14 protein-coding genes and 1 tRNA gene are annotated in these 14757 nt (G+C 62.7%); 11 read left to right on the top strand and 4 right to left on the bottom strand.

Translation table 11 applies throughout. The annotated features are described in order from the left end of the window. Nucleotides 1-181: 181 nt before the first annotated feature. Entirely contained in the window at nt 182-1093 is a 912-nt protein-coding gene (gene rpoH / locus D3242_RS10215) for an RNA polymerase sigma factor RpoH (protein ID WP_019861619.1), read from the bottom strand. A gap of 213 nt (nt 1094-1306) precedes the next feature. Then, nucleotides 1307-2362: an RluA family pseudouridine synthase gene (locus D3242_RS10220; protein ID WP_064981716.1), complete on the bottom strand. Its 1056-nt coding sequence runs from the start codon at nt 2360-2362 to the stop codon at nt 1307-1309. 25 nt (nt 2363-2387) lie between these two features. On the opposite strand from D3242_RS10220, the gene D3242_RS10225 reads away from it, so the two are divergent. From D3242_RS10225 to D3242_RS10255, 7 genes are all read left to right on the top strand, one after another. Then, nucleotides 2388-2789 carry a hypothetical protein gene (locus tag D3242_RS10225; RefSeq protein WP_019861617.1) on the top strand — a complete coding sequence of 134 codons (402 nt, stop codon included), beginning with the start codon at nt 2388-2390 and terminating at the stop codon, nt 2787-2789. Nucleotides 2790-2841: 52 nt separating this feature from the next. Then, on the top strand, nt 2842-3249 hold the full coding sequence (locus tag D3242_RS10230; RefSeq protein ID WP_064981120.1) for a VOC family protein: 408 nt from the start codon (nt 2842-2844) through the stop codon (nt 3247-3249). Between the two features lie 90 nt (nt 3250-3339). Further along, nucleotides 3340-3414, top strand: a tRNA-Glu gene (locus D3242_RS10235). A 203-nt stretch (nt 3415-3617) separates the two neighbouring features. Further along, on the top strand, nt 3618-4007 hold the full coding sequence (locus D3242_RS10240; protein ID WP_196774170.1) for a hypothetical protein: 390 nt from the start codon (nt 3618-3620) through the stop codon (nt 4005-4007). A 459-nt stretch (nt 4008-4466) separates the two neighbouring features. Further along, nucleotides 4467-5048, top strand: a complete 582-nt coding sequence (locus D3242_RS10245) for a VOC family protein (protein WP_019861615.1) — start codon at nt 4467-4469, stop codon at nt 5046-5048. 28 nt (nt 5049-5076) lie between these two features. After that, on the top strand, nt 5077-5958 hold the full coding sequence (locus D3242_RS10250; protein ID WP_038650121.1) for a glutathione S-transferase family protein: 882 nt from the start codon (nt 5077-5079) through the stop codon (nt 5956-5958). Nucleotides 5959-6227: 269 nt separating this feature from the next. Further along, entirely contained in the window at nt 6228-6596 is a 369-nt protein-coding gene (locus D3242_RS10255; protein ID WP_064981118.1) for a hypothetical protein, read from the top strand. Between the two features lie 31 nt (nt 6597-6627). Here the strand turns inward: D3242_RS10255 and D3242_RS10260 are convergent, their stop codons facing one another. Next, nucleotides 6628-6843, bottom strand: a complete 216-nt coding sequence (locus D3242_RS10260) for a hypothetical protein (protein ID WP_064981116.1) — start codon at nt 6841-6843, stop codon at nt 6628-6630. A 324-nt stretch (nt 6844-7167) separates the two neighbouring features. On the opposite strand from D3242_RS10260, the gene D3242_RS10265 reads away from it, so the two are divergent. Beyond that, nucleotides 7168-8082 (top strand): DUF2865 domain-containing protein, encoded by a 915-nt coding sequence (locus D3242_RS10265; protein ID WP_038650119.1) that lies wholly within the window; start codon nt 7168-7170, stop codon nt 8080-8082. Nucleotides 8083-8201: 119 nt separating this feature from the next. Then, on the top strand, nt 8202-8438 hold the full coding sequence (locus D3242_RS10270; RefSeq protein WP_064981115.1) for a hypothetical protein: 237 nt from the start codon (nt 8202-8204) through the stop codon (nt 8436-8438). A 29-nt stretch (nt 8439-8467) separates the two neighbouring features. Here D3242_RS10270 and D3242_RS10275 read toward each other — a convergent pair whose 3' ends face one another. Next, complete coding sequence (locus D3242_RS10275; protein ID WP_223217849.1) at nt 8468-8797, bottom strand: hypothetical protein; 330 nt, start codon at nt 8795-8797, stop codon at nt 8468-8470. Nucleotides 8798-9003: 206 nt separating this feature from the next. Here D3242_RS10275 and D3242_RS10280 point away from each other — a divergent pair, with 206 nt between their 5' ends. Continuing rightward, nucleotides 9004-13176 carry a PAS domain-containing protein gene (locus tag D3242_RS10280; RefSeq protein WP_064981107.1) on the top strand — a complete coding sequence of 1391 codons (4173 nt, stop codon included), beginning with the start codon at nt 9004-9006 and terminating at the stop codon, nt 13174-13176. Nucleotides 13177-13700: 524 nt separating this feature from the next. Continuing rightward, nucleotides 13701-14756 (top strand): phosphate ABC transporter substrate-binding protein PstS, encoded by a 1056-nt coding sequence (gene pstS / locus D3242_RS10285; protein ID WP_081295890.1) that lies wholly within the window; start codon nt 13701-13703, stop codon nt 14754-14756. Nucleotide 14757: the final 1 nt, after the last annotated feature.

Consider the following 14757-nt stretch of genomic DNA (forward strand, 5'->3'; position numbering starts at 1 on the left):
CTGGCTCTGTGGCGGTAAACCCGCAATCCCGGCGCTGCCCCTCATTGTCCTGCCGGACATTTCTCCCCGTATAGTGACGGGGAGAAATGTCGGCCGCGCCGGTTTCGCCAAATCGCTGGCGTCACAAAAAACGGCGTCAGTTTCCTGACGCCGCCTTGATGTTTTGTCGCCGAAGCTGGGCTTAAGCCGCCGGCTGAGCCTCGATGGTGCGCAGCGCCTGGGTCTGGCGCTTGGCGGCGGCCTTGACCGCATCCTGCACCTTCTCGAAGGCACGCACCTCGATCTGGCGCACGCGCTCGCGGCTGATGTCGAACTCGGCCGACAGCTCTTCCAGCGTCAGCGGCTCCTCGGCGAGGCGACGCGCCTCGAAGATGCGCCGCTCGCGCTCGTTGAGCACGGCAAGAGCGCCCGACAGCATGCCGCGCCGGTTTTCCAGCTCGTCCTGCTCGATCAGCATCTCTTCCTGGCTTTCGTGGTCGTCGACCAGCCAGTCCTGCCATTCGCCGGATTCGCCTTCCGTCGCCCGGATCGGCGCGTTGAGCGAAGCATCACCGGACAGGCGGCGGTTCATCGACACCACCTCGGCTTCGGAAACGTTCAGCCGCGTGGCGATCTCGGCGATCTGGTCGGGCTTGAGGTCACCGTCATCCAGCGCCTGGATCTTGCCCTTCACCTTGCGCAGGTTGAAGAACAGACGCTTCTGGTTGGCGGTCGTGCCCATCTTGACCAGGCTCCACGAGCGCAGGATATACTCCTGGATCGAGGCCTTGATCCACCACATGGCGTAGGTCGCCAGGCGGAAACCGCGCTCGGGTTCGAATTTCTTGACGGCCTGCATCAGGCCGACATTGCCTTCCGAGATCACCTCGCCGATCGGCAGGCCGTAGCCGCGATAGCCCATGGCGATCTTGGCGACGAGCCGCAAATGGCTGGTGACGAGCTTGTGCGCGGCGGACGTGTCTTCATGCTCGGCATAACGCTTGGCGAGCATGTACTCTTCCTGCGGCTGAAGCATGGGAAAGCGGCGAATTTCTTCCAGGTAGCGGCTGAGGCCGCCTTCGCCGGAAACAATACTAGGTAGTGACTGGGCCATGATAGCGCCCCCTCTCTATTGGAGTGATGCCCCCGAAACGCGGCGGGCATGTGACGCGAACACCAAAGGGCTCGCTCGCGGCATAAGGTCTTATACAGGAACAAAACCAGAAAAGACAGGCATTTGTTCAACACGAAACAGTGTGTCACGCTGAAGTGAACAATGCCAGTCAGGTTTTTTGATGGATGGTTTCCAGCTTGTTGATGGCGGGGTTTAGAGATTGCGAAAGCCGCTGACGAGTTCCTCCATGTCCCCCGGGATCGGCGCCTCGAACCTCACCAGTAGATGGGTATCGGGATGGCGAAATGCAAGGAGCCAGGCATGCAAAGCTTGCCGTGAAAATGCCTTGACCTGACTTTTCAGGGGTTCCGGCAGCCGGTTGGCCTTGGTGCGGAAGGCCTGGCCGTAGTCGGGGTCGCCGATGACCGGGTGGCCGATATGGGCCATATGGACACGGATCTGGTGGGTCCGGCCGGTTTCCAGCCGGCATTCGACCAGGCTGGCGGTGGCGAATTCCTGCTGTTTTTCGCCGAAACGCTCCTGAACGGCAAAGTGGGTGACGGCATGGCGGGCATCGTCGCGGCCTTCCGGCACCACGGCGCGGCGCACCCGGTCGGCGGCGCGGCCAAGCGGCGCGTCGACCGTTCCGGTCGGCCGCTGCGGTATGCCCCAGACCAGCGCCAGATAGGCCCGTTCGAGATCGCCGGTCCGGCCGTGATCGGCGAAGGCCTCCGACAGCGCCTTGTGGGCGCGGTCGGTCTTGGCCACCACCATGACGCCGCTGGTCTCCTTGTCGAGGCGGTGGACGATGCCCGGCCGGCGCACCCCGCCAATGCCAGACAGGCTGTCGCCGCAGTGATGGATCAGAGCGTTGACCAGCGTGCCGGTCCAGTTGCCGGCGCCGGGGTGCACGACCAGCCCCGCCGGCTTGTTGATGACGATCAGCGCGTCGTCCTCATAGAGCACCTCGAGCGCGATGGCCTCGCCCTGCGGCGCGGCCGGCTCCGGTTCCGGCATGGCGACCGACACGCTTTCGCCCGCGATCATCTTGCGCTTGGTCTCGTCGGCCGGCTTGCCGTCGATGCTCACAGCGCCTTGCCTGATCAGCATCTGCACGCGGCTGCGCGACATATCAGGGCCGAGGCTGGCCGCCAGCCATTGGTCGAGGCGCTGGCCGGCCGCATCCGCGCCCACCACCAGCACCGTCGGTTCGGCCGCGATGAATCGATCCTCTATCAATTCGGGGGCCTCTTCGTTATGAGCGCTCATCGAAAACCGTTCCGGAATATTCGCCATGGCCCGGCCCGATGCCGACGAAGACTCTTTTGCTGCCAAAGGCGGGGAAAAGCCACTCGACCCCGAGGTCGAAAAGATGCGTGGCAAGCTCGTCCGCTTCATGGCCATCAATCTCGGCCTGCTGTTGCTGGCTCTTATGGTGGTGATCGCGGCGATTGTCTACAAAGCCCGCAAGGCACCGCCGGCAAGCCCGCCGCTGGCCGGTGACATCCAGGTGCCGGCCGACGAGCCGCTCAGCGGCGACATCGTGCTGCCGGTCGGGGCGAAAGTGGTCAGCCAGTCGCTGTCCGGCAATCGCATCTCCATCGACGCCGAGCTTGCCGACGGCGGCCGTGCGATCTTCGTCTATGATATCGCCGAGCGCCGCCTGATTGGGCAGTTCGCAATTCGCAGCAAATGACCGGCGGCAATGCAACAAGCAAGTTTGCCGCAGAAATGAACAGGCCTCAGTCATGACAGGCTTCGCCGGACATCGTCGTGTCGCGACCGTGGCGCTGGTCGTCGCCAATTATGACGAGGCGATCGCCTGGTATGTCGGGCGGTTGGGTTTCCTGCTCCTCGAGGACGTCGATCTCGGCGGCGGCAAGCGCTGGGTCACGGTCGCGCCGGCCAACGGGCAGGGCGCCAGGCTGCTGCTGGCGGAGGCGTCCGACGAGGCGCAAAGGAAAAGTATCGGCAACCAGACAGTCGGCCGGGTCTTCCTGTTCCTCGAAACCGACGACTTTGCGCGCGACCATGCGGCGATGCTGGACAACGGTGTCGAATTCCGCGAGGCGCCGCGTTTCGAACCCTATGGCACGGTCGCGGTTTTCGCCGATCTGCACGGCAATCTCTGGGACCTGATCGAACCGAAACGCTAGGCTTGCGGCCAGCTTTTCTTCGATGTGGTAAAGCTGGCCAACCCCAGTTGCTTTTTCCCAGCCGTCAGCCTATATCGCCGGTTCTTGAGCGCGCCCATCGTCTAGCGGTCAGGACACCGCCCTCTCACGGCGGGAACAGGGGTTCGATTCCCCTTGGGCGTACCAAGCTTCCTTCTGGCTACATTGGCAACTTTTATGGCTCGGCTCCCGCCGAGCATGCGCCTGACCGGACGCTGACTGTCAATGGCATCGCTCACCTTGCGCGAGGAAGGTACAGGGATGATGATGACAGCCCGCAGGCCCAGTCGTATCGATCGACCAAGACCTGCGCCGACTTCCAGGGGCCTGTCAAAATAGATGTTGCCTTCATGATCGACACACCCAAGCGTCAGGACCCCGATGAGACCAACGAGCGGGGTTTGCAGGCGATTGAGGCGCGTAGAGTTCCCTTGCCCGTCGGCTACCGACAGGGTGTGATCTCCGCGATCACCGTGTTGCTCGGGTTTTCGCTTCTTTTCCTGCGGTATTGGAATTTCGAAGCTGATGGCGGATGGACGACGGCCTCGATCCTGGCGACGCTGCTGCTCGCGCTGTCCATCGTCCTCCAACTCGTCGCACTGTGGCGTTCGCTGCTCCCGCGCGACGACGACGAGCCGGTCTATCAGGTCACGCTGCGCTGGTTCCTCGCCTCGATCATCGCTCTCCTTGCGGGCGTGCTGCTGGCCGGGCTGATCGCTTCGCACGTCTTCAATTTTTGATCGGCGCAATGCCGGGCCGGTCGACCATCGGCTATGCGCCGTAAGGTTGTCGTGTCGACTGCACGGAAAAGCCCCGCCGACCGGGAGTCAAGCGGGGCCCTTGGAGTAGCCGCAAAGGGGACTAGCTTCGGACTACTCATTGATCCGTAGGATCATCTTCAATGTAGTCCACACGGAGAGATGCCGCATCGCTCGAATAAATGAAGGAAACAACCCTTTCCACATTTCAAGGCCATTCTTTCTACGAATTAGATGGCCTGCACAATATTCGAGGACGCAGCTTTGCGACCAGGAGCGGTTTCACCGTCCTGCAAAGATGGGACTTGCCGCTTCTGGCGCGGCGAGGCCGATTGCATTAGCATCAGGTGATGGATCTTAGAGGCACGGTTCAAACGGCGCGCAGAACGCCGGGTGCCAGGCAGATCCTGACGACCAATCGATGCCGCGGGGAGAAGGCCAATGCAGAAACTGCAAGCGCAAGGCGTCCACCACATCACGCTGGTCGGCGCCGGGCGCCAGACCTCGATCGATTTCTGGGAAGGCGTGCTCGGCATGCCTTTCATCTTCGAGCAGCCCAACCTCGACAAGGCCAGCGAGAGCCATCTCTATTTCGATCCGGGCGACGGCCGGCTGATCACCATCTTCACCGATGAGAGCCGCGTGCCGCAGAAGCGACGCACGCCGACCGACCCGGGCTGCGTCCACCACATCGCGTTCGCGGTGTCGCGGGTCACCTTCCTGCAGGCGGTCGCCCGGCTCGACGAGCGCGGCATCAAGCACAGCGGCGTCAAGGATCGCGGCTTCATGGATTCGATCTATTTCGAGGATCCACTCGGCCTGCTGATCGAACTCGCTTCCTACCGCTTCGAGCCGCCGGCGGGTTTCACCCATGCCGATGTGCTGATGCAGGCGCACAGGCTGCGTGTCGGGCGCGGCGACTACAACATCGCCGAGGTGCATCTTGCGGACGCGATCCAGGCGCTTGTCGAGAGCTCCCGTGCGACCTTGTCGGACGACCGGGCGCCGAAGAATCCATACTGACGGCCAACAAAACAAAGGGAGGACAAACATGGCAAAGACAGTGACCAAGAGTGCTGGGAAATCGGCTGCCAAGGCAAAGGCAAAAGCAGCCGCGAAGCCCGCAGTGAAGGCAGCCGCAAAGGCCGCACCGAAGGTGGCCGCGAAAGCCGCAGCAAAACCGGCGGCGCAAAAGCCGGCGCCCAAGACCGCCAAGGCCAAGCCGGCGAAAAAGCCGGCGTTGAAGCTCAGCATGCTGAAGCCGAGCGTCAACAACATGACAGTGCGGGTGTTTGCTCGCGCGGCCGGGTTCGACGCCGCCGAGACCGACGCCTGGGGCCACACGCGTTCGCCCGAATATCTGGCGCGCAATCCGGCGCATCTGACGCCGATGATCGAGGACAAGGGGTTGCCCAGGGGCGTGCTCTGGGAAAGCTGCGCCATCATGCAGTATCTCGCCAACAAGCACGGGCTGGAGAAATTCTATCCCAAGGCGCCGGCCAAGCGGGCGATGATCGACAGCGCCATGTTCTATCTGATCGGTACGCTCTACCCCTATGTGGCGCGCGCCACCTATCCGGCGCTGGGTTTCCCGCAATATGCCGGCGAGGTCGGCCACAGCGATGCCCATCCCGACAAGAAGTCGGAAGCACAGAAGGCCGCGATGGCGGCGATCGCCGAGCCGCTGGAGGTCTTCCATAGCTTCTTCAGGGACGGCAAGCCGTTCATCGGCGGCGCGAACCCGTCGATCGCCGACATAAGGCTGGCGGCGACGCTCGAATTCCTGGCGGTCATCGACTATCCGCTGCCCAAATGGGCGCAGGAGTACATGGCGGCCATCGAGAAGAAGCTCGGCAAGGCCTATGCCGAGCCGGCCGGCGACGTGCGCGGCTATATCGCCTATGTGCGGTCGCAGGCGAAGGCTTCAGCTTAAGGATTCGTTAACCAAAGCCCTGTCTACTGGCGGGAATTCACCGCGCGACCACGGATGTACTGGCGCATATCGGTGTAAGGAAAGGTCGGCTCAGTGCCGGCCTTTTTGCTTTTTCGGACCCGATGCCGGGACATCGCGCGACGGTGACAAGGCAATGCCGGAGCATCAACTTTTCGCGTCGGGATATTGTCATCGCCGACGTTGCCTCTAACATTCCGTTCAGCGGATCCGGCTTGGAACGCCGGCCTGGAGTGAGATGAGGGCTTGCGATGAAATGCGTGGCAATGCTGACGGTCGCCGGTGGAATGCTGGCCGGGACGCTCCTCCCGTCTCAGGCAGCAGTGCTCAATACGATGGATGATGTCGGGGATGCGATCCAGGCCTGCTGGACGCCGCCGGCGGATGCCGGAAATTCGACCGTAACCTTGAGTTTCAGCTTTAAGCGCGACGGCTCGCTGATCGGTCCGCCGCGGCCGACCGCCGCCAAAGTGGCCGGCGATGACAAGGCGCGAAAGGCGTTCATCGACGCGGCCATCGCCGCCGTCAAGAATTGCACGCCTCTGAGTTTGTCACCGGCTTTGGCGCAAGGCATTGGTGGCAACGTCTTCACGTTGCAACTGGTTTCCCCAAAGAAATAGCGGCTGGCGCCGCCGCTTCGGAGCCAATTGCTCAGTGGCTCAGGCGCCGTGCCTTGGCATGCCGGGCCAGATCCGGGGTCTCGAAGGCATAGTCGCTCCACGCCGATTCCGGGATGTGCCCGGCCAGATAGCACTCAAGCAACAGGCTTTCCTCGGGATTGAGCGGTCGTGGCGCGCGCTCGTGATCCAGCCCGAGAGAATGAAAAAGGTTTCTTGTCAGTTCCGACACCGTGAAGTGGATCGACATCTGCGTTCTCCCTATGCCTTCAACGCGGCAGTCAGGCAAAGGTTTCAGCGTCAAGCGTCGGTAACGTCGGATTGATCGTTCGCCCCGAGAGCCACGCCCCGGTGATTCCGATAGTCGCCGGCATGGCTGCTTGGTTTTGTGGTTCGTCTCAATCTTGAAATAAAAATGTAATATCGAATTTACAGGAGCCATTCTACTACACTAAATGAAAGTCTTTTCGATCATGAAAGCTTCAATTATTAGGTATTGCTCATTTATCTGAAGCTTATCCAAGTCGAAAGAATGTGATTCCAGGCTATCAGCAGTAAGGACCATGTCGTCCCGATGATCCGTTTCTGGCTTCTCATGATGATCGCGCTGGTGACGGTGGCCGCCCTTGTGCTCGGCACGACGTCTTCCTACGCGGATAGTTGCAGCGCGATCAGAAGTCAGTTGCTTTCTGGCGGCCGCAGCAGCGGCGTGAGCCCCGAACTGGCGCAGTTGCGCCGTCAGCTTGCGGCGATCCAGGGCCTGGAGAGGCAGCGTCGGTGCACGGCGCAAAGTGCCGCGGGTGGCTTCTTCAATGCATGCGCCGACCTTGGCAGAAACCGGACGGAAGTGCAGCGCCGGATGGCCGCCGCGTCCAATTCCGGCCGGGACCTTTCAGGCCTGCAGGCACGCCTCGCGGCGCTTGGCTGCGGGGCAAAGGAGCAGCGCCAGGCGCCGAAAAGCCAATCCGCGCAGGCAGCGGCGGGGCCAACATATGCCGGCAATACGATGCTGTTTTGCGTGCGCCTGTCGGATGGATACTTTTTTCCCGCGCCCAAATCGCAATTCGCCGGCAGCGACGATGTCAGGGACATGGCCGATCAGTGCCGTTACATCTGCGATGACCCGGCCGTCGATCTCTACACGCTCAGCGACGCCAGTCTGGAAACCGAAAAGATGGTCGCGCTCGATACGCGCAAACCCTATATCGAACTGCCTTCGGCTTTTCGCTACCGTGACGATGCCAATTTCAAGGCCTGCGACGTCAAGCGCTATTACCGGCGGGTAGCCGAATTGAGGGCAAGGACGGTGACGCCCACAAACATGACCAATGCCATCATTCCGTTGCCGCAGCCTAAGCCGGATTTCGACAGTGTCGCGGCAATCCCGCAATCCGGCACCGAGGCCTCTGGGGCCGCTCAGTTGCAGTCGATCGAAGCCGGTACGCGGCCGGTGCGTGTGGTCGGCCCGGCCTTCTTTCCGGCTGAATGACCTCTCCTCTCTGGAATAACCGCCTGCAGCGTGCCGTCATGATGAAGCCGGCTATGGGACCCGTCTGGAACGGAGGGGCGCTCACGGCGTTGTGATCGACAACAGCCGGGAGAAACGCCATGGCTACGTTCAGGGAAATGCGGGTTCTGGAGATCGTCGAAAACGGCTCCCTGACCCATGACGAGAAGGTCGCGGAACTGCGCGAGATCGAATCCGAGGCCCGCGGCCTGCAACGAGCCGCGTCGGAGAGTTCCATGGGTGATGATGACGGCTGGCAGGACGATCTGCGCCAGGTTCGCCTTGCGCTCGACAAGCTTGGCGCGAAGGAACCGAAGAAGGGCGCGGCATCGCTGTAAGGCTGCGGGGAACTCTCCCCGAATTGAGCCTATTCGCAGACCATGCGAACGCGCTCGCCTGGTGCGCTCACGTTCCTGCATGCCAGTTGCTTTTCCGGGCCTGGCGGCGGGGGAGGCGGCGGTGAATATCGCGTCTGATGCCGTCTGTGCCCGGCAGGTTTCGAAACCCTGCGTTCGGCAAACTGTCCGGGCGGCTGCGGCGACGCCGGAAAGGCGCCGTTGTCGGCCGGCGGCACGTAGTCGACATTGGGTGGCGGCCGGTCCCAGAAGCGCCTGGCGTCGAGCGGCCGCGGGATGATGACCGTGCCGTCATAGCTGCGCGCACAGCCGCTGCCGAAAAGCAGCGCTACGCCCAGCAAGAAAGGCCCTATCCGTCGATACATTAGCAACACCCCCTGCGCGGCTTATAACGCGGGCTTGGCCCGCCCGACAACCCGACGGATTAACGCAGAAAGAGCATGCCGGTTGCGCCGTTAAGGTTAGCGGATCGTTAATGCTTCTCGGGCACATTCCGCCGACGAACCGCGGAGGGAGGGTTCGGCCTTGATTTTCGGGTGGGGACAGGATGGCGGAAGCGGACGAAGCAACCGGCGCGCGCGGCAAGCGTAGGCCTGAAAAGCCGGTGCATCGCGGCGACGCGCCGCTATGCGCGGACATGGATTCGCCCGACGCGCTTCGCCAACTGCTCGAGGCAGGCTCGGACTGGGTCTGGGAGACCGACGCCGAACTGCGCTTCTCCTGGCTCTCACCCACCTACCAGGCGGCCACAGGCATCGATCCGGCTGATGTGCTGGGCCGGTTCCGCTTCGATTTCCTCAACCAGGTCCTGAAGGGTAATCACAGCGCCACGGCGCATCTGGAGGATCTGCAGGCGCGCCGGCCGTTCCGCGACTTCGTCTATGAACTGAAGGGTGGCGGCGCCGACTGCCGCTGGGTGCTGACGTCAGGCTTCCCACGGTTCGACAACGAAGGAAAATTCGCCGGCTACCGCGGCATAGGCCGCAACGTCACCGCACTGGCCGGCGCCTTCGAAACCATGGAGCAAAACCCGTTGTCGGGCAGCGATCCCGACCGGCATCTTGCCGATCTCGAACGGACGATGGACGCCATGCACATGGGCGTCGTGCTGCTCGATGGCAAGCTCGACACGCTGATCGTCAACAAGGCCTATCGCGACCTGTCCAGCATTCCGGACGGCGCTGTGACCGTTGGCGCTCCGTTCAGCCAGTTGATGGAACTGAACCGCCGCAACGGCATCTATGGCGATATCGACGAACAGCAGTGGCAGCGCTACCTCGCCAGCCGTATCGAGGAGATTCGCGCCGGCTCCGTCGCGCCTCGCGAATTTGTCCATGCCAGCGGCAGGACGATGATGTTCTCGGTGACGGCGCTGTCCGGCGGCAAGCGGCTCTTGACCTACTATGAGGTCACCGAACTAAAGCGTCGCGATGCCGAGATCGAAGGCGCCAACGCCAAAATCGCCGAGACCTTCGTCAATCTCCGCACCATGGTCGATGAGATGCCGATCGGTGTTCTCGTGCTGGATGCCGATATGCGCGCCGAAGTCATCAATCGCGCCTTCTATGACTTCTGGAGGATCGATCCAGGCCGCGCCGGGATCGGCTCGGCCTTTCGCGAACTCATGGAAGCCAGCCGCGCCATTGATCCTTACGGCGCCGATGACGTCGCCTGGCAACGCCATACCGCCGAGCGCGAAGCCGAAATCAGGGCCGGTGTCGCCGGCTCAAGACAATTGCCGCACAATGACGGGCGCACACTTGTCGCATCGCTGGCGCCGCTGCACGGCGGCAAGCGGCTCATCTCCTATGTCGACGTCACCGACATGAAGGGGCGCGAGACCGAGGCACAAGATGCGCGCAAGCACCTCGCCAGCGTGCTGGAATCGCTGCCGGCCGGCGTCATCATCTACGACCGCGACGACAAGTTCGTCTTCGCCAACCGCAAGCTGCAGGACACGCTGCCGGCGCTGAAGCCCTTCTGGCAGCCTGGCTGCAGCTTCCGCGAGGCGTTGGAATTCGGCCAGTCGATCGGCTATTTCCGCTCGAGCGGCGATGCCGAGATCGACAAGCTGTACGGGGTCGAACCCGAACGCTGGCTCGACGGCATACTGGCCCGCTACCACCTGCCGAATTCTTCCTACGAGCGCCTCAATGCCGATGGGCGCTGGTACCAAGTCTACGACATGCGCACCGATGACGGGACGTTCATTGGCGTGCGCGTCGACATCACCGACATCAAGAGCCGCGAGGCGGCGCTGCGCGACTCGATGCGCCAGATCGATCTCTTCCGCCACGTCATGGACGAGTTGCCGGTGGCCGCCTTCATCAAGGCGCAGGACCTGAGTATCGAATTCGTCAACAAGGCCTGGTGCGCGCTGACAGGCATCGCCAAGGAAGACGTCATCGGCCGGACCGACCGTGAGCTGTTCGGCACACAAGACGCGGAAAGCTACAGCAATGACGACACCGAGGTCGTCGTAACCGGCAAGGGCCTCGAGGTCGAAGAGCCCGTCACCCATCGTGACGGCACCGTGCGACAGTTGATGACGCGCAAGAGCCGCCTGGTGGCGACCGACGGATCGGTGCATCTGGTCGGCTCCAGCACCGACATCACCGACGTCAAGGCGCGCGAGAAGGCTCTGGAAGAGAGCATGCGCGAGAACGAGGTGTTCCGCAGCCTGATCGACAATGTACCGGTGTCGATCTACGCCAAGCGTTCCGATCTCAGGCAGTTCTATGTCAACAAGGGCTGGTGCGATCTGACCGGCCTCAGCAGGGAAGACGCGATCGGCAAGACCGACATCGAGATTTTCGGGGAGGACGGCGAGGCTTTCGTGGCCGGCGATCTGGCCGTGCTGCGCACCGGCGACACCCAGGAGGTCGAGGAGACGGTGCGGCTTGCCGACGGCACCGTCAGGCATCAGTTCGCGCGCAAGGGTGCAATGATTGCGTCGGACGGTTCGCTCTACCTGATCGGATCGACCACCGACATCACGGAACTGAAGATGCGCGAGGCGGAGCTCAGCGAGGCGCGCCAGCGTGCCGTGCTCGCCGACCGCGCCAAGTCGGAATTCCTCGCCAATATGAGCCATGAGATCCGCACGCCGATGAACGGTGTGCTGGGCATGGCGGAACTTCTGGCCAAATCCAATCTCGATCCCAAGCAGAAGACGTTCACCGACATCATCGTCAAGTCGGGCAACGCGCTGTTGACCATCATCAACGACATCCTGGATTTTTCCAAGATCGATGCCGGCCAGATGGTGCTCGATCCGGCGCCCTTCAACCTTGCCGAGGCGATCGAGGACGTGGCGACGCTGGTGTCGACACGCGCCAAGGAAAAGGATCTCGAACTCATCGTGCGTGTCGAGCCGAGGCTCGAAAACCTGTTCGTCGGCGATGTCGGCCGCATCCGGCAGATCGTCACCAACCTGGTCGGCAATGCGGTGAAATTCACCGACGAAGGCCATGTGCTGGTCGACGTGACCGGTGAGAGGGTTCCGACCGGAACCAGGCTGACGATCTCGGTCACCGACACCGGGATCGGCATCCCCGAGGAAAAACTGAAGCTGGTGTTCGAAAAATTCAGCCAGGTCGACACCTCCTCGACACGGCGGCATGAGGGCACCGGGCTTGGCCTTGCCATCACCTCACGGCTGGTCGAACTGATGGGCGGCACCATCGGCGTCGAGAGCGCCGAGGGCAAGGGCTCGACCTTCTGGTTCACCGTGACGCTGCCCAGGGCCGGACAGAGCGGGCAGCGCATCATGCCGGTGGACGTGACGGGCGCACGCGTGCTGATTGTCGACGACAATGCCGTCAACCGGGCCATCCTGACCGAGCAGATGACTTCGTGGACGTTCGATTCCTGCGCGGCCGAAAGCGGCGCGGAGGGCCTCAAGGTGCTGATCGCGGCCGCCGCCTATGGCGTGCGTGTGGATTGCGTCGTGCTCGACTACCAGATGCCCGAGATGAGCGGCGCCGAAATGGCGCGCATCGTGCGCAGCACCGAAGGCCTCGCGGACACGCCCATCATCATGCTGACCTCGGTCGACCAGTCGCTCGCCAACACAAGCTACCGCGATCTCGGCATCGATGCCCAGCTGATCAAGCCGGCACGCTCCTCGGTGCTCCTGGAGACGCTGGTGGCGACCATCCAGCGCCATCGCCACGCCACGGACAGCCAGGCCGTCCAACCGCTTGCAGCCGAAAGGCCTGATGCTCCCCAGCCGCAGCCGCTGGCGCTGTCCGAACAACGCGCGCAATTGCAGCCGCCGCCGGTTCGGCCCCGGCTGCCCGCCACTGGCGGTGATGGACACAGGCTGGACATACTGGTGGCCGAGGACAATGAGGTGAACCAGATGGTCTTCACCCAGATCCTTGGCGAGACCGGCCATAGTTTCGAGATCGTCGGCAATGGCCGTAAGGCGCTCGACGCATTCGGCAAGCTCAATCCGTGCATGATCCTGATGGATGTCTCGATGCCGGAGATGAGCGGGCTCGAGGCGACCGCCGCCATCCGCCAGCTGGAGCAGGAAACAGGCATGCATGTGCCGATCGTTGGCGTGACCGCGCATGCGCTCAAGGGCGATCGCGAACGCTGCCTGGAGGCGGGCATGGACGACTATCTGCCCAAGCCGATCAGCCCCAGGGCCCTGCTGGAGAAAGTCGAGCGCTGGCTCGGCGCCGGGCGCCAGGTCCAGCGCAACGCGGGATAGCAGGGCGTCGCCCGGTTCCAAGAGGCAAGCCGAGGGAATCAATCGCGGATTCTGCTGCTACCCCTGCGTGCAATGCCTATGGTGCGATCGCACCATACCAAAGGCGGCGCCGACCCGGGACAATGGCAAAATCGAATTCCGCCCTTGCAGTTACGGGCGGGAGCAGCGACCGCCGGCAACAAACAGCGTCAACCTACCCCAACGGACCTGTTTTTGGCGATGGCCCGGCCATGACACGCTCTGGCCTTGAGCAACGCGCTCCCGTCCGGATTTTCTTCATCCGACAAAGCCCCGTCGAATTCGGCGGCGGCTCCGGCCGGTGGATGGCTCAAGTCCCTGATTCCGGGCGCAAACTCGGATCAGGCCACGGCCATCCGACGCGACTACTTTTTGCAGTGCCGGCGACGCGTTACCGGGCTGACACGAAACTGTCATGCGACTGTAATAATCCAAGGCTATTGGCCTCAGCGGGCGCTGGTTAGCAGTGGCGCCGAGAGACCATCTTCCGAACAGGAGCAGGCCACATGAGACATTTCATCCGCTCGGCGGCCGTTGCGATCGCAATGGCTACAGCGTCTACCTTCACCCTTTCCGCAGCCGTCGCAGCTGACCTTTCCGGCGCTGGTTCGACCTTCATCTATCCGGTGTTCGCCAAGTGGGCCGACACCTACAAGAAGGACACCGGCATCGGCCTCAACTATCAGTCGATCGGTTCGGGCGGCGGCATCAAGCAGGTCATCGCCAAGACCGTGACCTTCGGCGCCACCGACAAGCCGATGTCCGACGCCGATCTGGAAAAGAACGGCCTCGTGCAGTTCCCGATGGTGATGGGCGGCATCGTGCCGATCGTCAACCTGACCGGCGTCAAGCCGGGCGAACTCGTCCTCGACGGCAAGACGCTCGCCCAGATCTATCTCGGCGCCATCACCACCTGGGACGATGCCGCGATCAAGGCGCTGAACCCCGGCCTCACCCTGCCGTCGACCGCGATCGCCGTCGTGCATCGTTCGGACGGCTCGGGCACCACCTTCAACTTCACCAACTATCTGGTGAAGCTCTCGCCCGACTGGAAGGACAAGGTCGGTTCGGACACGGCCGTCGAATGGCCGACGGGCGTCGGCGCCAAGGGCAGCGAAGGCGTTGCCAACACCGTCAAGCAGACGGACGGCGGCATCGGCTACGTCGAATATGCCTATGCCAAGCAGAACAACCTGTCCTATTCCAAGATGCTGAATGCAGCCGGCAAGGTCGTCGAGCCGTCGCTCGAATCCTTCGGCGCGGCCGCTTCGAATGCGGACTTCAAGGGCGCCAAGAACTTCAACGTCATCATCACCAACGAGCCCGGCGACACCACCTGGCCGATCGCGGCCTCGACCTGGGTCCTGATCCACAAGGCTCCGGATGATGCCGCTGCCACTGGCGAAGCCCTGAAGTTCTTTGCCTGGGCCTACAAGGACGGCAAGGAAACCGCCAAGGCGCTCGACTATGTCTCGATCCCCGACAGCGTCGTCGACCTGATCAAGGCTTCGTGGAAGGCCGACATCCAGGCAGGCGGCAAGCCCGTCTACGTTGGCGAGTAAC

Origin of the sequence: Mesorhizobium jarvisii (assembly GCF_003601985.1) — a bacterium.
Lineage (GTDB): Bacteria > Pseudomonadota > Alphaproteobacteria > Rhizobiales > Rhizobiaceae > Mesorhizobium > Mesorhizobium jarvisii.